This window comes from Bacillus sp. FJAT-49711 (genome assembly GCF_018343715.1).
GTDB lineage: Bacteria > Bacillota > Bacilli > Bacillales > Bacillaceae_C > Lederbergia.
Genome location: NZ_JAGYPL010000004.1, coordinates 245,497 through 268,953 on the forward strand (window position 1 = coordinate 245,497; position 23,457 = coordinate 268,953).

The following is a 23,457-nucleotide window of genomic DNA, read 5'->3' on the forward strand; positions in this document are numbered from 1 at the left end:
GGATTGGCATTAGTGTATTATAATTATAAAATTCAGTTTTTGGGGGTATGTATGAATCCTATACAATTGAGACCAAAGCAAAGATCAAAATATAGAATAATGCTTGGCAAAAAGTACTTTACGACAAAAAGACATTTAGAATGGATTTTTTCAGGTAAAAAGTTTGCAAATAAAAAGCAAGCAGAATTACTACGATATAGCGCCTTTACACATGAGACAATCCTCATGAGACAATTGAAAGACGTGGATCTGTGGTTTCAGCGAAATAAAATAACTAATATTAGAATTGCAATTAATAAGTTAAACGGCCTAATTATTAGACCAGGAGAAACCTTTTCTTATTGGAAAACAATAGGAAAACCATCTAGGAAAGATGGCTATGTAGATGGAATGGTTTTATTTTATGGTAATTTTATGAAAGGAGTCGGCGGAGGTCTCTGTCAATTGTCCAATTTAATATATTGGACAACCTTGCACACATCTTTGACTGTAACAGAAAGACATCGCCATAGCTTTGATGTATTTCCGGATTCGAGTCGTACACAGCCCTTTGGAAGCGGCGCCACTTGTTCCTATAATTATTTGGATTTACAAATAAAAAATGAAACAAACGAGCCTTTTCAGCTCCATCTTTATTTGACGGATACACATCTTGTAGGAGAGTGGCGAACTACGATTGAACCTCTATTTTCATACACTGTTTATGAAAAGGAACATGCGATTACACCAGCCTATTTGGGTGGTTACATTCGGCATAATGTTATTTATCGAAAAAAATATAATCGTCTAAACATACAAATTGCTGACGAGTACATCGTTGAGAACCATGCCATTATGATGTATGAGCCACTTTTAGAAACTACTGAATATAAAAAAGGGGCGCATTGACTTTAGTGTCAAACGCCCCTGTCGATTTTACCAATTTTGAATCTCCGGTCTTTCTGTTTTAGCATTTCCTTTTTTCGAAGAACGCTTGCGAAGCTCGGATTCCACATCCTCTAAAGATACACCTTGTTCGGCAAGAAGTACGAAGCAATGATATAGTAAGTCGCTCGTTTCATATACTAGCTCTTCCTTGTCATTATTTTTTGCTGCAATAATGACTTCTCCCGCCTCTTCAATAAGCTTTTTAGCGATTTTATCTATTCCTTTTGTAAACAAATAATTTGTATATGAGCCCTCAACTGGTGTGGATTTACGATCTTGGATTTCTTCCATTAGATCCGCATAAATCGTTTGGTTTTCACTATAATCTTCACTCTCTTCTTTCCCTTCCAGCTCTACAGATTGGAAAAAGCATGTTCTTTCTCCAGTGTGACAAGCTGGCCCTAAAGGATCCACTTTTATGAGAAGTGTATCGCCATCACAATCATACTGGATAGTTTTAACGATTTGCTTGTTTCCAGAAGTAGCTCCCTTATTCCAATATTCATTTCTCGAACGGGAATAAAACCAAGTTTCTTTCGTTTCCACGGTTTTATTAAATGCTGTTTCATCCATGTAGGCGAGCATAAGCACTTCTTGTGTTTGATTATCTACTATCACAGCCGGAAGCAGGCCTTTTGAAAAATCAAGCTTCACTTACGTCAACTCCCCGCTCCTTACAAAGTGCTTTTACCTCACCGACAGTCACAGTTCCTTCGTGAAAAATGGAAGCCGCCAAAGCCGCATCTACATTCGTTTTTTCAAACGCTTCTACAATATGCTCGGCATTTCCACAGCCGCCGGAAGCAATGACCGGAACTCCAACTGAATCAACGATCGCTTTTGTAAGTTCTAAATCATAGCCATCCTTTACACCGTCACGGTCAACACTTGTCGGCAAAATGGATCCTGCTCCTAATTCCTCAAGCTTTTTGCTCCATTCAATGGCGTCAATTCCCGTATCTTTTAATCCCCCGTGAGTCATAACATGCCACGTTCCATCAGGAAAAAGTTTTGCATCTACTGCTGCTACAATACGATCGGCGCCAAATTTTTCAGCTGCTTCAGAAATGAGCTCAGGACGTGCAACTGCAGCAGTATTAATTCCTACTTTGTCAGCACCAGCATTTAAAATACGTTCAATATCTTCCAATGTGCGAATACCGCCGCCAACCGTAAATGGAACTGTCACTTTATCAGCAACGCGTTTCACAACATCTACCATTGTATCTCGACCTTCTGTCGTTGCGGAGATATCTAAGAATACCAATTCATCCGCACCATTTTCACAATAGGATTTCGCCATTTCAACAGGGTCTCCCATTTCACGCATACCTTCAAAATTGATTCCTTTTACGACTTTTCCGTCTTTTACATCTAAGCATGGAATAATTTTTTTTGTTGTCATAAAGCGCCACCCCTTAGTTTAATTGTGCTTTCATACATAGCTTTTCTTACGATTGCTTCATTGATTCCGATAGCTGTAATATCAGCTAAATTTTATGATTTCTAATTCCACCAGAAGCAATAATATTACATTTAACAGCATTCGTTAAAAGATTTACTCTATCAATCCTTTAGTTGAATTAACCCCTTGTATATTAGGATCAATGCGAATCGCTTCCGCCAACGCACGACCAACAGCTTTAAAAATCGCTTCAATTTTATGGTGTGTATTTTCTCCATACAAAACACGAACATGCAGCGTAATACCAGCATTAAAAGCAAATGCTCTAAAAAATTCTTTTACTAATTCCGTATCAAAATTTCCTAGTGATGGTGTTTGGAATTCACCTTCAAAATGAAGGAAGGGTCTTCCACTTATATCAATAGCAGCAAAACCAAGCGTTTCATCCATCGGTACGTAAGATGATCCGTAGCGGACTATTCCTTTTTTATCACCTAATGCTTCTCGTAATGCTTTTCCAAGTACAATTCCCGCGTCCTCCACAGTATGGTGGCTGTCGATATGTAAGTCCCCATCGACTTTCAGTGTTAAACCAATTCGACCATGGCGGGCAAATGCTTCCATCATATGATCAAAAAATCCAACACCTGTTTGAATTTCTACTGTCGATGGATCATCTAATCGGCATTCCAGTTCAATTTTCGTTTCTAATGTTTCTCTTTTATTAGATGCACTACGCATACATCTCACTCCATTCGTTTAAAGCAGTTTGGAGCTTCACATGTTCATCTTTCGTTCCCACGGAAATCCTGACTGCTTTTAATGCTTCGTCGTCAAAAAATCGAATCTTAATTTTTTGTTCATATAAGAAGTCAGCTAACGCCTTAGCCTTATCCATTTTGATGAGAAAAAAATTAGTATGGCTAGGAAATAATGTTGCGCCTTCAACTTTGTGAACAAATTCTGTTAACATTTCCTCAAGCTCAGCAATTTGGCCAAGCTGTATTAATAAAAATTGGTCCAATATATTTGGATTTCCTAGTAATTGAGTGCCAATTTGTGCAGATACGGTATTGACGTTATAAGGTGGCTTGATGCGACTGATGCCTTCAATGATTTGCTCATTCGCGATTAAAAACCCAAGTCTCAGTGCAGCCATCCCCATTGCTTTTGATGCCGTTCTTAAAATAATTAGATTTTCATAATCCAATACTTTTTTGGCAAATGACGACTCTCCGGCAAAGTCGATATATGCTTCATCAAGGACAAGAACACCCTCTACTTGACGCAGGACAGATATCAACTCATCGATTTCTGCTTCAGCATATAGCTGCCCTGTCGGATTATTCGGATTCGACAATAGCATAAGTTTAGGTTTTCTTTCAGCAATTTCCCCTAAAACCTTTTCCAATGGCAGTGAAAAATCATCATTTAACTGGATCCGTGTAACTTTCGCTCCCATGATGACAGCATTTTTTTCATACATTGAAAAATCAGGCTCCAAAACGAATACCTCGTCGCCAGGGTCTAGAAAATATTGAGAAATTAAAGAGATTAGTTCATCCGATCCGTTTCCCGGAATAATATGATCAGCGGGAAATCCACTAAAATTTCCATAAGCTTGAACAAGTGCATCGGAACTTTCAGCTGGATAACGATTAATAAGTGTCTCCTGCAACTTACCAAGATCCACTGATGTTAATAAGCTCATGAATGCTTCATTATTATCTAATCTGATCATGTCATACTCAGGTTTTACCTTATATGGTGTCAAACCTTGAAGTGCTTTTCTCATTGTTCCAGCCTCACTTTCACAGCACGGGCATGCCCATCCAATTTTTCCTCTGCAGCAATTTTTTCAATATAAGGTGCTGCATGGCGGAGTGCTTCCTCAGAATAGTAAACAAAGGTTGTTTTTTTCACGAAATCATCTACTGAAAGACCTGAAGAGAATCTTGCAGTCCCAGAAGTAGGCAATATGTGGTTCGGACCGGCAAAATAATCTCCGACTGGCTCAGGAGTATAGCTTCCAATAAATACGGAACCAGCATTTTTCACCTTGCTCAAATATTGAAGTGCATTTTCCACTTGAATTTCTAAATGTTCAGGGGCAAGTGCATTGACTAACTCAAATGCTTCATCAATGGATCCGACAACGACAGCAGCGCCTTCATTCAAGAGAGAAACTTCTGCGATTTCCCTTCGCGGCAACAGAGCACATTGCTTTTTTACTTCAGCCAAAGTTTCTTCTACTAATTGCTCTGAAGTAGAAAAAATAAAAGCACGTGCTTTTTCATCATGTTCAGCTTGTGCAATTAAATCTGCTGCAACGAACTTAGGATTCGCTGTTTCATCTGCGATTATAGCAACTTCTGAAGGCCCCGCTATCATTTCGATCCCAACATCACCAAAGACAAGTGACTTAGCTGCCGCCACATACGCATTTCCCGGACCAACGATTTTATCAACCGGCTCGATTTCTTCCGTTCCATAAGCCAAAGCTGCAATGGCCTGACTTCCGCCCATTTTATAAATCTTATGGACCCCTGCAATATCAGCAGCAACCGATAAGATTGGCGTAATTGAACCGCCGCCGCGAGAGGGTGTTGCCATCACAATTTCGCGCACGCCTGCCAAAACCGCGGGAATTGCATTCATTAATACTGAAGATGGATAAACCGCTGTTCCACCTGGGACATATACTCCTACACGATCAATCGGGCGAAAAAGCTGTCCAGAGATAATGTCATCCGTCATCTCCATCATCCGTGACTGCTGCAATTGTTTTGAATGGAATTTCCGAATATTATCAGCAGCTTTTTTTAGCGCTTCAATTAAGTCATCAGGAACTTGTTCCCATGCTGCTTTTCTTTCTTCTTCTGTAACTTCCCATTTTTCAGGAATACCTCCATCAAATTTCAATGTGTATTCCTTTAAAGCTGATTCGCCATTACTTCTGATGTTTTCAAGCACTTCTTTGACGGTCGATAAAACTTGATCTTCAAATGCTTGTTTTTTCGTTTTTCGCGAAATAAAAGCTTCAACGAATTGTTCGGGTGAATAAGTAGGAATCATATAATCCCCTCCTCTACGCGGAACGAATCTATTAATGGCGTCAAAATAGATCTTTTTAATTTTAAAGAATTCCGATTCGCAATTAAGCGGGCAGAAATAGTCAACATTTCTTCTTTCACGACGAGTCCATTTTCTTTTAACGTATTTCCCGTCTCAACAATGTCGACGATATCATCTGCCAGCCCTAAAAGTGGGGCTAATTCCACTGAGCCTTCCAATTTCACGATATCTACCGATTTTCCTTGGTCTCGGAAATATTTCGTCGTGATATTCGGATATTTCGTTGCGATCCTTTGCTTTCGCAGAGGCGTCAAATTCGATGGCTCCCCTGCAATAGCAAATCTGCATTTTCCAAATGGAAGCGGCAATAAATCAAATACATCCGGTTGGACTTCTAATAAAATATCCTCGCCTACAATTCCGAGATCGGCAATCCCATACTCTACATAAGTTGCGACATCAATCCCTTTTGCGAAAATAGCACAAAAATGATCTGTTTCAACTTGCAGTTTTCGACCTTTATCAAGCAACGGATTAACGTCATAATCACGATCCTTTAAAAATTGAGTAAATTGCTTCTCCAACCTACCTTTTGTCAGTGCAATAACAGGTTTCATCGTTCGATCACCTCAAACTTTCCATTTAAATTCTTAATTTCGTATACTTGGTCATAATCTTTTACATTTACTGAATCTGATTGGACATCTACAATACAATTTTGAAATGATTCCCGAACATTTTCAGCAAATGCTAAGGATTCTTCATTTGCAATAATACAGACTTTTTCCAATGACTTCGTTTCTTTTACTTGGGCTGCCAATACTTCAACATCAAGAGCAATTCCTACTGCTGAAATGCTTTCGCCAAACTGCTCATATAAGCGATCATAACGGCCCCCCGAAAAGCAAATTGCACCTGAGCTTTGTAAAAATCCTCGGAACATCAATCCAGAATAGTATGGAAGATTTTTCACTCTTCCAAGATCAACGAGAATTTCTCCACTGCCTGATTGCTGTAAAATATGGGCAAGCTTCTTTATATGTCGTAAAGTACCTAGCACATTTTCTCGTTCTTTCCATCTTTCTTCATATTCTGCTATGATTTCGATTGGCCCGAAAGCATCAACTAATGATGCGATCTCTTCCGCTTTCTCTTGATCACTATGAGCAAGCGCAATTTGATACACTTCATCCTTTTTCTTATCATGCATCGCTTGCCTCAATCGTTCTGCTTCAACCTTTGATAATTGGAGCTCCGAAACGAGACTTTCATATATTTCAGTATGGCCCAGTTCAATGACACACGTACCAACCCCGATTTCTTTCAAAAAAGCCTGCGCCATTAATAAACATTCACTTTCTCCCATTAATTCTGGGTGATGTAAAATTTCTACACCAATTTGGTGATATTCCACACCTGGCATGTTCCGTTTAAAAATAGACCCTTGATACGCCCATTTTTGCGGCTTTTTTTCTTGAGTTGATAAGGCACGCGCTATCGCTGTCGTCCAGTCTGGCCGCAGTACCTCAATTTCTCCTTCACTGTCAAACCACTTCATCATATCTTGTAATTTCATATCAATAAATTCATTCGTAAAAGTTGAAGCGTACTCGATGACAGGTGTTGAGATGGGTTTGTACCCTCTCATCATCGTAATTTGTCTAAACTTCTCCATCACCTGAAAACGATTATTAAGAGAAGTCCCTATTTCATCTTTACTACCAGCTGGTAAAAACAATCCAATTCACTTCCTGATTCTTTAGTTCGTTATCACTCTACCAAACTAAAGGATTTTTTAATTTCTACAAATATATCATAAATCAAATGTATGCACAAGGATAATTTTTTGAATATGAGAAAGCGCCATGCCTTCTCTTGCAACTCCAAAATTGGAGGGGATAAGCTTGAGCTAATCCATCAGGCCAATTATAATTTCTTTATTTAAAAAACTCCCCCTATATTTTATGTTCGGAGGAGTTTTAACTAAAATCTTATCTATTGTCCATCATTATGCGAATTTGTTCTTCAAGAGATTCTGTCATCTCTATTTTACAATCGGAAATTTCCATACCTGTTTGTCCAAAATAGATTTTAAGATAGAAGTTAGGATTAAAGACAACTCCTAAATCAATACTTTCTGTTTTCCATTCTGTATCTTTACCTGTCAAGGTGATGGTTTTAAGTAATGCATTATCTTTAAAGAAAGATACAGGTAGCTGTGCAAGTGGCAGGTCTATTTTACTTCTGCATGAAAATTGGATTTGGTATTTTCCTCTTTCTTTTACAGTGACTTGGAAAATAGTAGATGCCCCTTTTTGCGTCTTTAGCATATCTGGGGTAATCGAATGTTCACCCGCCACTTTTATTTGTTGCATATCAAACATGGCTGCATCTTCTTCAGTTATACTCTTTTCCAATTCTCGATCCAGTTCACTTTCAATACCCCTTATTCGATCAAAGGTTGGAAATTTCATTAATGCTTTGCAAATATTCATTGCACTGCGTTGATACTCACCAATTGTCACACGACCAGATGCTAATCCTTCAACAGCATTATCTTGGGTTGTATTTTCCTTGGCATTTGCTGTAACCATGAACAAATCATTCTGATTTCTTACCATCGCTGCAATATTTTTGATGCTTCCTTGTTCTCCTTCGTCATTTCCTTTTGCCCACCAGTCGGTCATAACGATTCCGTCAAATCCCCATTCTTCTCGTAACACTTTCGTTAGCAAATCATAGTTACTTGCAGTCCATAAGCCATTAATTGGTCCGTAGGTAGACATAATTGAATAGGCTTGTCCTTCTTTAACCGCTATTTCAAAACACTTTAAATAAATTTCTCGGAGCGCACGTTCAGATACAACGGCATCTACATCATTGCGCTTATACTCTTGGTTATTGGCAGCAAAATGTTTGATTGTTCCAGTTACACCATATTTGTGCATTCCCTTTAACTGCGCCGCGGCAATCTTCCCTGTTAAAAGCGGATCTTCAGAAAAATATTCGAAGTTTCGACCATTCAAAGGGTTTCGGTGTAAATTCATTCCAGGTCCAAGCAATGTATCGACCCGATTTTTACGAAGTTCCAAACCGACAATTTCAAATAGTTCTTGTGATAAATCTTCATTAAATGAGGCAGCTAGGCACGTTCCATTTGGTAAGGAAAAGGCAATTGTTCCACAGTCCATACGGATCCCACTCGGTCCATCTGCACAACATCCTAAAGGAATGCCAAAGTCTAACAACTCATCTGTGACTCCACCAAATGCACCTGCTGTTCCAGGCGTTACTTTAGGTGAACTCATTCCCTCTCCTCGAACGACACAAGTTAAATCTTCCTCTGATAGTTGGGCAATAAACTGTTCGATCGTTACTTTCTCGTCTGCTACATCACTAAGCTTATATCCTTTATCTCCAGTAAAAGGGATTGCTTCTGGGCGTTGCATCTTTTCTTCTATCGCTATAGTTCTTTGAGGAACTATTTCAAAACCAATCTTCACTTTTTCATTATCACGAACAATTGGTTTCATCCGTTCAAAGGTAGTAACAGGCGCTAAAACTTCCGACAATTTTTCAATTACCATTATCTCATCTTGCACAAAACTACCTGCTAATGATGCATTCCGAACATCGTTTCCAATATAAAACTCGTATGTCCCTTCCTCTAATACGTAACTTGACTTATGTCCTGTTACTCCACTGTCATCATATGAAGCGAATGTTGCCTTTCCACATTCGATTGTAATCGTTTCGGATTCTCCAGGTTTTAATGTTTCGGTTTTTGCAAACCCACTTAGACTGCGTAATGGTTTTCCGAGCTTTCCTTGCGGAGCGTTTAAGTATACCTGCACCACTTCTTTTCCTGAGAATGCTCCAGTATTTGTTACTGTAACCACCGCTTTAACAGCTTCATCTGGTACACTGAATGATTTAATCTCGATTGAGAATGTTGTATAAGAAAGCCCATATCCAAAAGGATACAACACTTTATCATTTGCAAATGTTTCAAAATAACGATACCCCACATAAATGTCTTCCACATAATGGTTTTCCTTTTCATCTCCAAAATAAGGAGTAGAAGGATAATCAGCTATATCAAAAGCGATCGTATCTGTTAACTTACCACTTGGTGAAACGGTTCCATTTATTACATCAAGTACGCCATTTCCACCTTCTTGTCCTCCTTGCCATACATACAGAACTGCAGAAGGATCATATTTCTTAACCCACTTCATATCAATGATATTTCCAACATTCAAAAGAACAATTGTTTTTTCAAACTTTTTACAGACTAACTGAAGCATCTCTTCTTCTGTTTCCGTTAATAAATAACTTCCAGCTTCAGCTGTTGCATCTTTATCTTCACCAGCTGTACGTCCAATGATAATAATAGCTGTATCCGATTCTTGTCTTGCAGTATCGACGAGATCCATAGAAAGTGGCATCTCCTCCTGTGACCATGGCTCGCTTGCCCAACCTTGTCCCGCATCGAAAGGATGTTGCTCAATCCACTCCAAGTATGTATTCTTTACATTCTTGTTCAAATGGTAGCTATCACTTTGTTCTAGAGCATCCAAAATACTTACGACATAAGATGTGTTAACTAGGCCTCCAGATCCGGTTCCGCTTTTAAAATAATTGAACTGACTTCTTCCAAATACTGCAATATTGTTTCCTTTTTGTAAGGGGAGAACTTGATTATCATTCTTTAGTAAAACAATTCCTTCAGCCACTGCTTGCCTTGCCTTTTGTGCATAACGGTCTAAATCAAATAATTTTGTCACCATTTTCCAGTCACCCTTCAAGTTAGTAAAACTAATAACTTAGTAATCTGCAAATAAGTATTTCTAATAAAAATTTAGTACCTTTAGACGCTACTTATATAATAGACGAAATGGGAAAGAGATTTCAAAAATTAACCCTATTTTAAAAAATACTTGTCGAATATAATATTCTACCCCATTTATGTCTCTACATAAAAAACTATCATGATCTTTCGCTCTCAACCCAGGAATGAAAATGGGTTTCTCGCTCCATAATGTTGATACCGCAAACAGTGAGTATATAACGTGGTCTTTAATGGTGGCTTGACCCTGTATAAAAAACTGTTGGAATGAATTTGGTGTACAACCCATTGTTAGCTCTCTCTTGTTGAGAGATGACTACGAACAGAAAAATGTTTAATTTCAAATTCATTCCACTGTTTGTGGAATACATTTAGAAGGTGGAGTGAAATGGAAACATTGTACAAACGATGTGCAGGTCTGGATGTCCATTCGGAAACAATTGTGGCCTGCGTGATTCTTGGTGAATCAGAGAACGATACAGTTAAGTTGATTGAAACATTTCCTACTTTGACGAAAGATCTGTTTCGTCTACTTAAATGGCTAGAAGAAAAAGAAGTGACCCATATCGCAATGGAAAGTACCGGAGTGTACTGGAAACCTGTCTATAATATCCTAGAGGACTTCTTTGACATTACTTTGGCAAATGCTCAGCGCATTAAAAATGTTCCTGGCAGAAAAACGGATGTTTCGGATGCAGAGTGGATTGCCAAATTATTGAGGCATGGTTTGATTGAGAAAAGTTTCGTCCCTCCGGAAGACATTCGCAATTTGCGAGATTTAACCCGTTTGAGAAAGAAATGGATTGGACATATGACTTCTGAAAAGAATCGGATCCAAAAAGTATTGGAGACTTCAAACATCAAATTAGGGACAGTCATTTCCGATGTTTTCGGAGTTTCTGGCAGAAAATTGTTGGAACAACTAATGTCCAATGGCTATATAGATCAAGAAGATGTCGAACAAAAGATACATGGGAGTATGGCGCATAAAAAACAATTAATTACAGATTCCCTGTTTGGCACATTGAATGATCACCAACTGTTTCTTATCAAACAGTCATGGATGCACATTGTCTATCTGGAAGAATTAATTTCCGATATTGAAAAAAGGATCGATGGGATACTGATAAACTATAAAGAAGAAGTAGAACTTCTTATCACAATGCCGGGGATTAAGAAAGATACTGCAGCCGTGATCATCGCAGAAATTGGAGTTGATATGACACAATTTCCAACTTCCAAGCACCTTGCGTCATGGGCAGGATTGTCACCTGGAAATCACGAAAGCGCTGGAAAACGAAAGAGTACGCGAACCGTGAAAGGAAACCCGCATATTAAGTCGGCATTGTGTGAAGCCGCTTGGGCGGTATCTAGAAGTCGAAGTAAAATGTTATCAGTGAAATATTGGTCTTTATCTGCAAGAAGAGGAAAGAAAAAAGCACTCGTTGCCATTGGACATCGAATGCTTACCATTGTCTATCATATGCTTCAGAACAAAGAACCCTACCACGAGCCTACTGCAACTTAGCATTATAGACAATAAATAGAAAAGTTATACGAGAAACCGTAAATTATGGTAGCTCTACTTTCCTATTGTAAATTTCAGTTGTTAGTTAGTTTTGACAATTGATATAAATCTTAAACAAGAATTTATTTTCACAGAAAAAGGAACCTATATAGTTCCTTCATACCTGATATAAATGACATGCGGTAAAATGCCCTGGCTTTACCTCTTGCCACTTAGGCTCCACTTTAGAACAAATTTCCATCGCTGAGAGACAACGAGTGCGGAAAACACAGCCGCTTGGTGGAGCAATCGGGCTTGGTACATCTCCTTTTAAGACGATGCGCTCCCGGTTCACGTCCGGATCTGGGATAGGAACAGCTGAAAGCAATGCTTGTGTGTATGGATGTAAAGGATCATCATATAAGCTGTTGCTGTCAGTCAATTCGACCATTTTTCCAAGGTACATGACGAGAATTCTATCTGAAATATATTTCACCATTGATAAATCATGGGCAATAAATAAATACGTCAACCCCATTTTCTGTTGAAGTTCTTTTAATAAGTTAACAACTTGGGCTTGTATGGAAACATCAAGTGCAGAAATGGGCTCATCACATACAATAAATTTTGGGTCAAGCGCAAGAGCACGGGCAATGCCGATACGCTGACGCTGCCCTCCACTGAACTCATGGGGAAAGCGGCTCATATGCTCCGGATTTAAGCCAACTAACTTCAGCAACTCCTTAATTCGCTCTTTTCTCTTTTTTCCACCTAGTGTTCGATGGATAGCAAAGGGCTCTCCAATAATTTCCTCAACGGTCATCCTTGGATTCAATGAGGCATAAGGATCTTGGAAAATCATTTGGATTTCCCTGCGAATCTTGCCCATCTCCCTCTGCTTATAAGAAAATATGTTTTTTCCATTATATAAAACCTCACCGCCAGTAGCCTCGTATAAACGGATAATGGTTCTACCGGCCGTTGACTTTCCACAGCCACTCTCACCCACTAACCCGACGGTTTCTCCTGGAAAAATATCTAATGATAACCCATCAACCGCTTTCAATTGAAAACGATCGATCGCAAAGTATTTTTTTAAATCTTTTATTTGTATTAAAGGGGTTTTAGAATCATTAAATTTTGTAAAATCATCTTCCACTAATTCCGTTGGCATTTGTCTCCCCCTTTTTAGGTTCTTGTTTTGCCATTGGATGATGCAGCCAGCAAGCAGCATATTGGCCGGGTTTTACCTCTTCAAGCTTTGGATTATGATTTTGGCAAACATTCATCGCATATTCACATCTTGCAAAAAATGGGCACCCTTTTGGAGGATCCAGTAGATCTGGAGGTGTTCCAATGATCGGAGCAAGCGGTTGCTTTTTGTCCATATTTAACTTCGGTATCGATTTCAACAAACCTTCCGTATACGGATGCTGTGGTTTTTTATACAAATCCCGAACGGATGCTGTTTCTACCACTTGCCCAGCGTACATTACTACAACCCGTTCACACATTTCAGCGACTACTCCAAGATCGTGGGTGATTAATATGATCGATGTTCCCATTTTTTGCTGAATATCCTTCATTAATTCCAATATTTGCGCTTGTATGGTTACATCGAGTGCGGTTGTCGGTTCATCTGCAATCAACAACCGCGGATTACATGCTAATGCTATTGCAATCATAGCTCTTTGCCTCATACCTCCAGAATACTCATGGGGATATTGATGGATCCTTTTTGAAGCTTGAGGAATTCCTACTAGTTCCAACAAATTCAAAGCATTATCAAAAGCTTCTTTTCTACTAATCTTTTGATGGCGTAAAATCGCCTCAATAATTTGGTCTCCAACTTTACTCGTCGGATTAAGGGAAGTCATTGGATCTTGAAAGATCATACTAATTTGTTTCCCGCGAATTTTTTGCATGGCCTTTTCGGAATGTGAAAGTAAATTCCTTCCGCTAAATTGGATCGACCCATGTTTGTAGCGAACAGAGGAAGCTGGCAATAGCTTCATAATGGATTTTGCTGTCACACTCTTTCCGCAGCCTGATTCACCAACGATCGCAATGGTTTCTCCTTCCTTCACATCGAAATTTACTCCTCGAACTGCTTTCACTTCACCTGCATATGTTTGAAAGGATACGTGCAAATCTTTTACTTCCAATACATTTTCCATTATCACATTGCCCCCTCTCTAATTCCGCAATCTCGGATCAAGGGCATCTCGAAGTCCGTCACCGAACACATTGAATGCCAACATTGTAAGTGAGATTAAAATGGCAGGTATATAAAGTTGATACAAGTTGCCAATATGAATGCTGCCGAGGGCATCGTTAACAAGCGTCCCCCAGCTCGCCTGTGGTGGTTGTACACCTAGGCCAAGATAACTTAAAGTGGCCTCAGCAAAAATGGCAGTCGGGACAGTGAGTGTTAGATTAACAAGGATTGGACCGAGCGTATTTGGAATCATGTGCTTCCTTAATACCCATCCCATATTGGCACCCATAGCGTTAGCTGCATGAACAAATTCCAATTCTTTTAACTGTAAAACTTGGCCACGGACAAGCCGTGCCATTGGGATCCACCCTGTAATCGACATGGCGATAATAATTGGCCAAATTCCTCTTTTCATTGCAATCATGACTAAAATAACCATCAGTAAATAAGGAATGGCGTACAATACTTCTGCAATCCTCATCATTATATTATCGGTTCGGCCACCTTTTTTTGCCGAAATACCTCCATACACAACACCAACTACAAAATCTATCAATGCGGCCATAAAGCCAATAAATAAAGAAATTCTTGCTCCGTACCATGCCCTCGTAAATAAATCGCGACCGGATGTATCCGTCCCGAACCAGTGTTCAGCATTCGGTTTGAGATTCTTTTTCGTAAAATCCTGTTCGTAATACGTGTAGCCATTTAAGTATGGACCTATAATTGCCATAATGAGTAATAAAATAATAATTACGAGACCAAACATTGCTAGTTTATTCATTTTTAACCGGCGCCAAGCATCGGCCCAGTACGATACAGATGGCCGAGATATTTTTTCCGCTTCTTTAAAATTATCGATTGCCGGCTGAAACATGTCCTCTGTAAATTTCAATTGTTTTTCCATCAGCTGTTCTCCTTTGCGATCTTAATTCGAGGATCGATCCACGTATAAGCAACATCAACGATAAAGATCAGAAAGATCAGTATGGCACTATAGAAAACAGTTGATCCTAAAATAACGGAATAGTCACGATTAAAAATACTTTTAACAAACATTTCTCCCATACCAGGAATTCCAAAAATATGTTCAATAATGAAGCTTCCTGTAACGAGGTTAGCGGTTGTAATTCCTAATACTGTTACAACTGGAAGGATTGCATTCCGAATAGCATGTTTAATAATAATCATGCTTCTGGAAAGTCCTTTCGCTTTAGCCGTTAAAATATAATCTTGATTCATGACCTCCAGCATACTAGATCGCATTAATCTAGCTAAAAACGCAGTTGGCATCATTGCAAGAGAGATAGATGGCAAGACAGTATGGGACCATGATTTCCAAGTTGCAACGGGTAGGACTCTCAAGTGAACTGCAAAGTATTGAATAAGAAAGGTGGCGAGAATAAAGCTAGGAACAGAGATACCAATGATCGCAATAATCATCGAAAGGTAGTCTGGCCAGCGGTTATGATTTAACGCTGCAATGACACCTAATATCAAACCAAAGGTGATCGAAATAATAAGTGCCTGCAGACCAAGATGAAGAGAGACTGGAAATCCTTTTTGAATATAATCATTGACTGTTAGTGTCTTTGATTTCATGGAAGGACCAAAGTCTAATTGAAGCAATGATTTTAAGTATAATCCGTATTGCACAATTTCCGGCTTGTCCAAATTATAATGTTTCTGCAAATTATTATATATTGCGGGCGGCATTGGACCTTCTTTCGCAAAAGGATTGCCCGGAATGATTTTCATGATAATAAAAGTAATGGTGATAATAACCCACAGTGTAATAACCGCCCATATTAGCCGCTTTAATGTATATTTCAGCATGAATACACCTCTTTTTAGCGTAACTTGAAGTGAATAAACGTAAATAGATGAAAAATCGGGGTATGCCACAACGACATACCCTTCATTTAGCATAAATTCATCCGCATATCTTGAACTTTTATTTTTCTATATCTGCATAGATAAACTGCGGATAACGATTAATTGGCGTAAAGATTCCTTTCACATGCGGCTTAACCATAAATGGTTTTGTATAAAAATAAATTGGAACGATCGGCATTTCTTCCATTAAGATTTCCTCTGCTTTATGCATTGCCTCCATACGCTCTTTTTGATCCATTGATGATTTTGCTATTTCGATTTGTTTGTCATACTCGGCATTTCCCCAGTTTGCGTCGTTAAATGGACCATCTGAAACCCATAGATCGACAAATGTCATAGGGTCTACATAGTCACCCGACCAACCTCCACGCGATATCTCATAATCGCCTGCTTTTTCACGGTCTAGTTTCACTTGGAACTCAACATTCTCAAGATTTACAGTAAAGTCTAGATTTTTACGCCACATCTCTTGGACAGCTTCCGCTATTTTTTTATGTCCTTCAGATGTATTATAAAGAATAGTGAATTTAGGCATTTCTTTCATGCCTTCTTCTGCAAGCCCTTCTGCCAGTAACTTTTTCGCTTCTTCAACACTTTCTTTAAAGAGGTCCCCAGAATTTTCTTGGAAATCACCACTTACATCGTTAATTCCTGGTGGAATGATTCCGAAAGCAGGCTTCTGACCACCTTGGGCAACGTGCTCAGTAATTGTATTTCTTTCGATAGCCATCGAAAGAGCTTTTCTAATTTTTACGTTATTAAATGGTTTTACTTCATTGTTCAAATTATAATAATAAACCGAAAAATCAGGACCATTATTAAATTCAGGGTTTCCAGCGTCTACAAGTTGACCTTGTACATCTTGCGGAAGTGGATAAGCGAGATCTAGCTCATCAGCCTGATACATTTGCCAAGCAGTATCCTCATTATCAATGATGACAAATTGGACTTCATCCAATTTAATTTTATCTTTATCATAATAGTTTTCGTTTTTCTCTAATTTCATGCTTTCTTTATGGTTCCATTCAGTCAGCTTAAATGCTCCATTGGAAACATAGCTTGAAGCCTCATGTGACCAATCAGGATTTTCTTCCTGCACCTTTTTATTGACCGGATAATATGTGTAGAAAGAGGTAAGATCCAGAAAATAAGGTGTAGGTGCGGCTAATTTTACTTCGAGAGTCTTTTCGTCCGTTGCTTTTACTCCAACTTTCGCCTCTAGCTCTTCATACTTTGACTCCTCTTCAGAGCTGTTATATTCTTCAGCTCCTACAATATAGTAAAGCTGGTACGCATAATCGGAAGCGCTTTTAGGATTGAGTGCAAACTTCCATGCATATTCAAAATCTTCAGCTGTAACGGGATCACCATTCGACCATTGTATGCCATCTTTTAAATGGAAGGTCCAAGTAAGGTTGTCATCACTAACATCCCATGTTTCAGCCATACCATCTACAATTTCACCTTCAGGGGTTTTCTTAGTTAAGCCTTCAAAAGCATGCTCCAAAATCCATGAATCATGAGTGCCTTGTGCCAATCCTGGGTGTAAGGCGCCGGGTTCCTCATTGTTATTAAGATACAGAACTTTTCTTTCCGGCTCTTGTTCAGGTTCTTTTCCTTCTTCCGTAGTCTTTTCACCTTCATCATCTTTTGGAGAAGGGCCTGCTTGCTCATCGGTTTTTCCGCTGAAACAACCACTAAGCACTAACATAAATACCAAAATCAGTGAAAATAAAGAAAATCTTGATGCTTTCAAAAGTAATCCCCCTTCATTCTTATTGTAAAAAAAACCAAACAAATCCCCACTGTCATTCTATGATGCTATATCGGATTTAATTTGTAATTTTCGTATATATCAAAATTTCCAATAGAAATACAAATTTGTATTTCTATAGAAAAAAGCCGATTCCTACCTTTTATGGATAAGAATCAGCTTGTTTTTTAATGTAGAGTTACTTAATTTGCTATATCTCTTTTTGTAAAAAATGCAAATGCCATTGCATGAAATATAATGAAGTAAATGATGATCATGATAATGGAAAACGAAAGAGTCATTCCATCCACAAGCGGCATTCCATCAACATACTGCATCAAATTTGTATTGGCAAATAAACTATACTTAGCCCAATCAAATTTCGCCGCTAATAAGTTTGTAATCGTTCCTCCCATGAGCAACAAGAAGATCGAAATACCGATCGCTAACCCGCTATTTCTAAATACGGCAGAGATCATAAATGCCATTGTTGTGAGCAAGAAGACACTTAATGAATTTAAAATATATGTTTTAATCAAATAGAGTAGAAGATTTTGTTCTACTACAGCCCCATTCACATAGGCAAGATGAACATTTTCTCCTGTTCCTTTTCCAAATAAGATTAATCCTAAAATGGAGACTGTTACAAAAAGTATTGCGAGCATCGTTAGTAGATAAAGAATCGTTGTCATATATTTTGCCATTAATATTTTCCAGCGTTTATAAGGTTTGATCAATAATATTTTTATCGTTCCCCACGAAAATTCATGAGCGACAATACCTGATGCAATGATGATTACTAATAGTCCAACAAAGCTAATTAAGCCGGAAGATTCATTTATAAAACTCCATACAGAATATGATTGTTCCGGAGGCAAATTATGTTCAATCCGATATTCATTGATAGCAATTTCTTTCGAATAATATTCTTTAAGTGAGGGTGCAGCAAATTCTACATTATCCAATTCAGCCTTATTCTGCTCGTTTTGTTTAACTAATACTTGTTTCCAATTTTCATTTACTGGCTCCTCCTTCGATTCCACATATTTAGTAATCCCACCAGCGCCTATTATGACTAGGAGAAGAAAGCCAATCATAATATACGTGCTTACTTGTTTGAAAATTTTTATCCATTCATTTTTTATAAGATTAAGCATTTACTGTGACCTCCTTGCCGTTTGTAATTTCTAGGAATCTATCTTCAAGTGATCTTTTTTGTCCTTTCACTTCATAAATAAGGAAATTGTTATGAACTAGAAGATTAATTACATTTGGTACTTCTTCTTTATCTAATACTAATCCGATTCCTTCTCCATTCACCTTTGAAGCATAGCCTTGTTTATTCAAAACATTTATAGCTTGTTTACGGTTATTAACTATAATTACATATTCTCTTTGATCTGTACTTGCATCCTCATTAACTTGTTGAACATTAATCAGTTTCCCTTTTTGAATAATAGCAATTCGGTCACACATCATTTCCATCTCTGAAAGCAAATGGCTGGAAACGATAACGGACATACCCTTATCCCGTGCAAGACTTCGCAAATAATCACGTATTTCTCGAATTCCAGCAGGATCCAGTCCGTTCGTCGGCTCATCCAAAATTAAAATTTTCGGATCATGTAAAAGACTTTGTGCAATTCCTAATCGCTGTCTCATTCCTAAGGAATATGTTTTCACCTTGTCATGAATTCTATCTTTCAAACCTACTAGTTCGATAACTTCATCGATCTTTTCTTTCGTTACCCCTTTTGTTAGTCTGGCAACTTGCTGTAAGTTTTGATAGCCTGTCAGAAACTTATATAATTCAGGGTTTTCTACGATAGCTCCAACATGCTTAATTGCTTCTTCATAATCTTTTACTACATTCTTCCCACAAATGGCAATCTCACCAGATGTGATGCCAATCAGCCCAACAATCATTCGAATGGTCGTCGTTTTTCCGGCACCGTTCGGACCAAGAAACCCAAATACTTCGCCTTCTTTTACTTCAAAACTTAAATCATCAATTATTTTTTTCCCACGTATTGTTTTTGTCACATTTTTCAACTCTACAACTGTTTTCATTATATTCACTCTCCCTTTTGAGCCATTGTTGATTTAAACCATTCGAGAACAGAATAGCCTTGTTCCTCTCGCAATGTTTCTACATTTTCATGTCCGATAATATGACCATTATAGATCGCAATCACTTCATCCATAATTGGTTCAATTTCGTCTATCTCATGGGTTGCAATAATAACGGTTTGCTCTTCAAAATTGATATAGGTTAACAAACTTTTTATAATAGAATCTCTAACCATTGCATCTAATCCTGAGAAAGGTTCGTCGAGTAATACGATCGGCGCTTCCCGTGCCAACGTTAAAACGAGCTTTAACCTTCCTCGATTTCCCTTCGACAGCTGTTTAATTTTCTTCTTGCCATCAAGTTTCATATCTATCAAAAGCTTCGCTGCCCTATCTGCATTGAAGTCAGGAAACTGAGTATCATAAAAATGAATCATTTTATCAACCGTAAAGGAATCATAAAACATATCCAATTCAGTTAAATATGCTACTTTCCTGCTTATTCTGCGAGTCACCTTCTCATTAAAAACCGTGACTGTCCCGCTGTTAGGATAGACAAGCCCTGCAACCATCTTTAACGTAGTTGATTTCCCACTTCCGTTCGGACCAAGCAATCCGTAAATTTTTCCGGATTGAAACTGAAGGGTAACGTGATCTAATGCTTTCTCAGAACCGTACTTTTTTGTTACTTGATTAAACTGGATCGCCATTTCAATCCCCCTCGCTTAAAAATGCTTCCAATCCGCTTATCATCTCTTTTTTTGAAAGTCCAAGCTCTTCCATACTTTTAACAAACTGTAAAATAATTTCCTTTTGCATCGTCTGCTGCAGTTCTTCTACAATACTTTCCCTTTCTATAACAAACGTACCCTGCCCTCGTCTCGTTTCCACTATTCCCATCCTTTCCATTTCAGCATACGAACGTTGAATGGTGTTTGGATTTACACCTAATTGAATCGCCATTTCTCGTACAGACAGCAATTTCTCTCCTGGTTTTAATTCCTGTCGGACTATTCTTTGAAAAATTTGATCCGCTATTTGTACATAAATTGGTTTTGATGCTTCAAAATTAGTTGTCATCCACATTACACCTCCACTTTTCTATCAAGGAGTCTGCTTGCAATGAGGAAAAGGATAATGGAAAAAGTAATGTAAAGAAAAATAGGAATGATCGGGACAGGTATATCTGTATAGACAATCGTCCATCCGTTGTCCTTGACGTAATCCATCGAAGGTCCAATATTTACATTAGCTGTTAAACTAAAAAAGCTATCTCCCAACACGTTGAGCCTTACTAATAATGATTCAAGGATGCCAAAAACTACCCAAACTAAAAACACTATCAGCCAGCGGAAATTTTTCAAAGCTGGGAATTTTCCAAGTGAATGATAAATCGTCCAAAGAAAAACAATCCATATTACGATATACAAAGAAGTAGCAAAAATGGCGATATGGAAAAGGAATCCTTGCTGTATAGGTAGAAAATCCTTGAATTCCGAGATTAAACCTATTCTCATTAAAAATTGCATAAGTATGATCCCATACACAACGAGCAATAATTGAGACAGGATTTGCAATAGTGCAGCAGCACTAATTTTTGCAAGCAATAACTTTTTACTGTTTTGTGGGTTGTAAAGCCATATTTGAGTCTTTCCTTCTATATTTAACACGTGCAAAATCATCATAGGCATTACAAACAAATGAATGCTCATAAGCATGATATAGATTGGAACAACAATGCTTGGTTCATCCCAATATTCCTGCAACACAAATCCTCCAACCATACTAAGGAAAGAAAAAATAAGCCAAGTAATATACCAAAATCTCATTAAGAGCATATCTTTTTTCATTAATCCCCAAAATGCAGTCATCAAAGGCACCTCCAATTGTTCATGTATTAGTGTACTAACCAAATAGTACACTAATACAGAATGACGCGTCAAGCGAATTTTTGTAAAAAACTAAAGCCCTTCATTTTTTCTTATCAACTTGATGGTTATATTGGACAGATCTTTATTCTTCCGCATCATTTTGTCCAGCAAAAGTGCTATGATAGACACATCACTGTTCTCTAGAAGCAATTTGTCCAACAAAAAAACGCATTAGCTGCGTTTTTTATCGTGATACATATTGATTTCCTTTCACCCAGAAACGCCATGGATATTCGCGTGCTTCTCCCGTATTTTCGATACCGATGCGCTTTCCTTCCATGATTTCCCTAGGGGAAATGCCTTGTGCAATATACAAAGGAGGAGCAAGTAAAGTACGACCATAATCTTCCATCGTAATCCCCATTGCCTTTGTTAATTTTCCCGGTCCATTCGTTAAATTTTTCTCCTTGTCTACTGGTCTGCGTTTAAACATTAAATCTACTCCTTCATGCGGCTCCAATGCTCTAATTAAAACCGCGTGCGGCTCATCAACCCCAGAGCACACTATATTTATTAAACAATGAGTGTGCATTGAATATGTATAAACGAGACCAGCCTTCCCGTACATAATTTCCGTACGCTTTGTTCTTCTATTATTAAAACTATGGGCTGCACGATCATGCGGTCCCATATACGCTTCTGTTTCGACAATAAAGCCGGATGTAATGCCTTCTTCTGTTTCCTTAATGAGGAGACATCCTAAAAGGGCTTTTGCTAGATCGATTGTTGGTTGTTGATAAAATTTCTCCGCTAATGGCTCCATTTCTCTCGCTCCCTTCTACTGTGCATCAAGTGCCGCCTCGAAGAATTCGTTAACTTTTTTACTATATTCCTCGGGATTTTGCTTATATGATTCCACATGACCTTCGCCATCAGTCAGCCAAATTGAAAAAAAATCTGGATGTTTACTCACCATCTTTTCACTTTCGGTGTAAGGAATCAACTCATCCCCCTTATTATGTATGAAAAGTACCGGAAGTGTTGCCAACCTATCAAGCCCACTCATTGGACTAGCATCATTAATATCCAATTTTGTCATAAGAGGCAAGATTCCAAGGATGAGAGGGGTAAAAGGAAAATTCGGAAGATCTGACCATTTTGTCATATTTTTTTTAAGATATTCATGTAGATCACTAAACGGGCTATCTGCGACAACCGCTGCAACATCATCCGTTTCGGCAGCAGCCATTAGGGAAGTAGACGCTCCCATGGAAACACCAAGCAATCCTATTGGTTCTTTGTAATTTTTTTTCGTCCAATTAATCACGCCGAGTAAATCCAATTTTTCCTTTGCTCCAATCGTAGTCATTTCCCCATCAGAATTTCCAGAATGACGAAAATCAAAAGCAATTATTCTATACCCATCTTCAAGAAGCTCTTTTGCAAGAGGCAAAAATGGCATTCCTTCTTCTACTCGATTTTCTCCATATCCATGTGAAAAAATAATATTCATTTTGGGCTGTCCTTCCGGTTCTAGTACCCATCCCGAAAGTTTTGTCTTACCATCTTTACTTAATATTTCAATATCTTGATAATTAATACCATAATCACTTGGAAGTACATTAACCGCTTTTTGATCAGGCCTTAACATTTTCATCCCTTTATAGGTAGATATAGCAAAGCATACAATGATAGCTAATACGATGAAAGCGCTACTGATCATAACCCATTTCTTTATATTTATTTTTTTATGTTTTACCTCAACGACTCTCATCATATTACCTTCTTTCTCCAAAAAACAATTCTAGTTAAATAGTATTGTAGAGCATTTTCGCTTACAATTAAAATGAAAAATATCTTGACATAAGGCTATAAAATGTCTACTA

General features: G+C 38.2%; 22 protein-coding genes. 2 read left to right on the forward strand and 20 right to left on the reverse strand.

Annotated elements, in window-relative coordinates; genetic code table 11:
* Positions 1 to 51 precede the first annotated feature (51 nt).
* Positions 52 to 888: a VanW family protein gene (locus tag KHA96_RS18860; RefSeq protein ID WP_213130863.1), complete on the forward strand. Its 837-nt coding sequence runs from the start codon at positions 52 to 54 to the stop codon at positions 886 to 888.
* Between the two features lie 27 nt (positions 889 to 915).
* Here the strand turns inward: KHA96_RS18860 and hisIE are convergent, their stop codons facing one another.
* From hisIE to KHA96_RS18900, 8 genes are all read right to left on the reverse strand, one after another.
* Complete coding sequence (gene hisIE, locus KHA96_RS18865; protein WP_213130864.1) at positions 916 to 1,581, reverse strand: bifunctional phosphoribosyl-AMP cyclohydrolase/phosphoribosyl-ATP diphosphatase HisIE; 666 nt, start codon at positions 1,579 to 1,581, stop codon at positions 916 to 918.
* Positions 1,571 to 2,332 carry an imidazole glycerol phosphate synthase subunit HisF gene (gene hisF / locus KHA96_RS18870; protein ID WP_213130865.1) on the reverse strand — a complete coding sequence of 254 codons (762 nt, stop codon included), beginning with the start codon at positions 2,330 to 2,332 and terminating at the stop codon, positions 1,571 to 1,573. The genes hisIE and hisF overlap by 11 nt, the downstream gene beginning before the upstream one ends.
* 153 nt (positions 2,333 to 2,485) lie before the next feature.
* Entirely contained in the window at positions 2,486 to 3,073 is a 588-nt protein-coding gene (hisB, locus tag KHA96_RS18875; RefSeq protein ID WP_213130866.1) for an imidazoleglycerol-phosphate dehydratase HisB, read from the reverse strand.
* Positions 3,066 to 4,127: a histidinol-phosphate transaminase gene (gene hisC / locus KHA96_RS18880; RefSeq protein ID WP_213130867.1), complete on the reverse strand. Its 1,062-nt coding sequence runs from the start codon at positions 4,125 to 4,127 to the stop codon at positions 3,066 to 3,068. The genes hisB and hisC overlap by 8 nt, the downstream gene beginning before the upstream one ends.
* Complete coding sequence (gene hisD, locus KHA96_RS18885) at positions 4,124 to 5,407, reverse strand: histidinol dehydrogenase (protein WP_213130868.1); 1,284 nt, start codon at positions 5,405 to 5,407, stop codon at positions 4,124 to 4,126. The genes hisC and hisD overlap by 4 nt, the downstream gene beginning before the upstream one ends.
* Positions 5,404 to 6,024, reverse strand: a complete 621-nt coding sequence (hisG, locus tag KHA96_RS18890) for an ATP phosphoribosyltransferase (protein WP_213130869.1) — start codon at positions 6,022 to 6,024, stop codon at positions 5,404 to 5,406. Before hisG ends, hisD begins: the two co-directional genes overlap by 4 nt.
* Positions 6,021 to 7,145: an ATP phosphoribosyltransferase regulatory subunit gene (locus KHA96_RS18895; RefSeq protein WP_213130870.1), complete on the reverse strand. Its 1,125-nt coding sequence runs from the start codon at positions 7,143 to 7,145 to the stop codon at positions 6,021 to 6,023. The genes hisG and KHA96_RS18895 overlap by 4 nt, the downstream gene beginning before the upstream one ends.
* 253 nt (positions 7,146 to 7,398) lie before the next feature.
* On the reverse strand, positions 7,399 to 10,197 hold the full coding sequence (locus KHA96_RS18900; protein ID WP_213130871.1) for a glycoside hydrolase family 3 protein: 2,799 nt from the start codon (positions 10,195 to 10,197) through the stop codon (positions 7,399 to 7,401).
* 447 nt (positions 10,198 to 10,644) lie between these two features.
* On the opposite strand from KHA96_RS18900, the gene KHA96_RS18905 reads away from it, so the two are divergent.
* Positions 10,645 to 11,784: an IS110 family RNA-guided transposase gene (locus KHA96_RS18905; protein ID WP_213127372.1), complete on the forward strand. Its 1,140-nt coding sequence runs from the start codon at positions 10,645 to 10,647 to the stop codon at positions 11,782 to 11,784.
* 157 nt (positions 11,785 to 11,941) lie between these two features.
* On the opposite strand, the gene KHA96_RS18910 is transcribed toward KHA96_RS18905, so the two are convergent.
* From KHA96_RS18910 to KHA96_RS18965, 12 genes are all read right to left on the reverse strand, one after another.
* Positions 11,942 to 12,937 (reverse strand): ABC transporter ATP-binding protein, encoded by a 996-nt coding sequence (locus KHA96_RS18910; protein ID WP_213130872.1) that lies wholly within the window; start codon positions 12,935 to 12,937, stop codon positions 11,942 to 11,944.
* Complete coding sequence (locus KHA96_RS18915) at positions 12,912 to 13,940, reverse strand: ABC transporter ATP-binding protein (RefSeq protein WP_213130873.1); 1,029 nt, start codon at positions 13,938 to 13,940, stop codon at positions 12,912 to 12,914. Before KHA96_RS18915 ends, KHA96_RS18910 begins: the two co-directional genes overlap by 26 nt.
* A gap of 18 nt (positions 13,941 to 13,958) precedes the next feature.
* Positions 13,959 to 14,888, reverse strand: coding sequence for an ABC transporter permease (locus tag KHA96_RS18920; RefSeq protein ID WP_213130874.1), 930 nt, complete (start codon positions 14,886 to 14,888; stop codon positions 13,959 to 13,961).
* Complete coding sequence (locus KHA96_RS18925; RefSeq protein ID WP_213130875.1) at positions 14,888 to 15,817, reverse strand: ABC transporter permease; 930 nt, start codon at positions 15,815 to 15,817, stop codon at positions 14,888 to 14,890. Before KHA96_RS18925 ends, KHA96_RS18920 begins: the two co-directional genes overlap by 1 nt.
* A 118-nt stretch (positions 15,818 to 15,935) precedes the next feature.
* On the reverse strand, positions 15,936 to 17,633 hold the full coding sequence (locus KHA96_RS18930; protein ID WP_213130876.1) for a peptide ABC transporter substrate-binding protein: 1,698 nt from the start codon (positions 17,631 to 17,633) through the stop codon (positions 15,936 to 15,938).
* Between the two features lie 200 nt (positions 17,634 to 17,833).
* Positions 17,834 to 18,787: an ABC transporter permease gene (locus tag KHA96_RS18935; RefSeq protein ID WP_213130877.1), complete on the reverse strand. Its 954-nt coding sequence runs from the start codon at positions 18,785 to 18,787 to the stop codon at positions 17,834 to 17,836.
* Positions 18,780 to 19,700 carry an ABC transporter ATP-binding protein gene (locus tag KHA96_RS18940; protein ID WP_213130878.1) on the reverse strand — a complete coding sequence of 307 codons (921 nt, stop codon included), beginning with the start codon at positions 19,698 to 19,700 and terminating at the stop codon, positions 18,780 to 18,782. Before KHA96_RS18940 ends, KHA96_RS18935 begins: the two co-directional genes overlap by 8 nt.
* A 5-nt stretch (positions 19,701 to 19,705) precedes the next feature.
* Positions 19,706 to 20,410, reverse strand: coding sequence for an ABC transporter ATP-binding protein (locus KHA96_RS18945; RefSeq protein ID WP_213130879.1), 705 nt, complete (start codon positions 20,408 to 20,410; stop codon positions 19,706 to 19,708).
* Position 20,411: 1 nt separating this feature from the next.
* Positions 20,412 to 20,780, reverse strand: a complete 369-nt coding sequence (locus KHA96_RS18950; protein WP_213130880.1) for a GntR family transcriptional regulator — start codon at positions 20,778 to 20,780, stop codon at positions 20,412 to 20,414.
* A gap of 5 nt (positions 20,781 to 20,785) precedes the next feature.
* The gene (locus KHA96_RS18955; RefSeq protein ID WP_213130881.1) at positions 20,786 to 21,571 is read right to left on the reverse strand and encodes a hypothetical protein; all 786 of its coding nucleotides are present in this window, start codon (positions 21,569 to 21,571) and stop codon (positions 20,786 to 20,788) included.
* A gap of 244 nt (positions 21,572 to 21,815) precedes the next feature.
* The gene (locus KHA96_RS18960; RefSeq protein WP_213130882.1) at positions 21,816 to 22,394 is read right to left on the reverse strand and encodes a DNA-3-methyladenine glycosylase; all 579 of its coding nucleotides are present in this window, start codon (positions 22,392 to 22,394) and stop codon (positions 21,816 to 21,818) included.
* A gap of 15 nt (positions 22,395 to 22,409) precedes the next feature.
* Positions 22,410 to 23,366, reverse strand: coding sequence for an alpha/beta hydrolase (locus tag KHA96_RS18965; protein WP_249315754.1), 957 nt, complete (start codon positions 23,364 to 23,366; stop codon positions 22,410 to 22,412).
* Positions 23,367 to 23,457 lie beyond the last annotated feature (91 nt).

Excerpts from the sequence above, each read along its gene's own strand:
- hisG (WP_213130869.1), bottom strand. The coding sequence starts at position 6,024 with ATGAAACCTGTTATTGCACTGACAAAAGGTAGGTTGGAGAAGCAATTT.
- KHA96_RS18900 (WP_213130871.1), bottom strand. The coding sequence starts at position 10,197 with ATGGTGACAAAATTATTTGATTTAGACCGTTATGCACAAAAGGCAAGG.
- KHA96_RS18940 (WP_213130878.1), bottom strand. The coding sequence starts at position 19,700 with ATGAAAACAGTTGTAGAGTTGAAAAATGTGACAAAAACAATACGTGGG.
- hisF (WP_213130865.1), bottom strand. The coding sequence starts at position 2,332 with ATGACAACAAAAAAAATTATTCCATGCTTAGATGTAAAAGACGGAAAA.
- hisD (WP_213130868.1), bottom strand. The coding sequence starts at position 5,407 with ATGATTCCTACTTATTCACCCGAACAATTCGTTGAAGCTTTTATTTCG.
- KHA96_RS18935 (WP_213130877.1), bottom strand. The coding sequence starts at position 18,787 with ATGCTTAATCTTATAAAAAATGAATGGATAAAAATTTTCAAACAAGTA.
- KHA96_RS18945 (WP_213130879.1), bottom strand. The coding sequence starts at position 20,410 with ATGGCGATCCAGTTTAATCAAGTAACAAAAAAGTACGGTTCTGAGAAA.
- hisC (WP_213130867.1), bottom strand. The coding sequence starts at position 4,127 with ATGAGAAAAGCACTTCAAGGTTTGACACCATATAAGGTAAAACCTGAG.
- KHA96_RS18960 (WP_213130882.1), bottom strand. The coding sequence starts at position 22,394 with ATGGAGCCATTAGCGGAGAAATTTTATCAACAACCAACAATCGATCTA.
- KHA96_RS18860 (WP_213130863.1), top strand. The coding sequence starts at position 52 with ATGAATCCTATACAATTGAGACCAAAGCAAAGATCAAAATATAGAATA.
- hisB (WP_213130866.1), bottom strand. The coding sequence starts at position 3,073 with ATGCGTAGTGCATCTAATAAAAGAGAAACATTAGAAACGAAAATTGAA.
- KHA96_RS18910 (WP_213130872.1), bottom strand. The coding sequence starts at position 12,937 with ATGCCAACGGAATTAGTGGAAGATGATTTTACAAAATTTAATGATTCT.
- KHA96_RS18915 (WP_213130873.1), bottom strand. The coding sequence starts at position 13,940 with ATGGAAAATGTATTGGAAGTAAAAGATTTGCACGTATCCTTTCAAACA.
- KHA96_RS18925 (WP_213130875.1), bottom strand. The coding sequence starts at position 15,817 with ATGCTGAAATATACATTAAAGCGGCTAATATGGGCGGTTATTACACTG.
- KHA96_RS18955 (WP_213130881.1), bottom strand. The coding sequence starts at position 21,571 with ATGACTGCATTTTGGGGATTAATGAAAAAAGATATGCTCTTAATGAGA.
- KHA96_RS18920 (WP_213130874.1), bottom strand. The coding sequence starts at position 14,888 with ATGGAAAAACAATTGAAATTTACAGAGGACATGTTTCAGCCGGCAATC.
- KHA96_RS18950 (WP_213130880.1), bottom strand. The coding sequence starts at position 20,780 with ATGACAACTAATTTTGAAGCATCAAAACCAATTTATGTACAAATAGCG.
- KHA96_RS18905 (WP_213127372.1), top strand. The coding sequence starts at position 10,645 with ATGGAAACATTGTACAAACGATGTGCAGGTCTGGATGTCCATTCGGAA.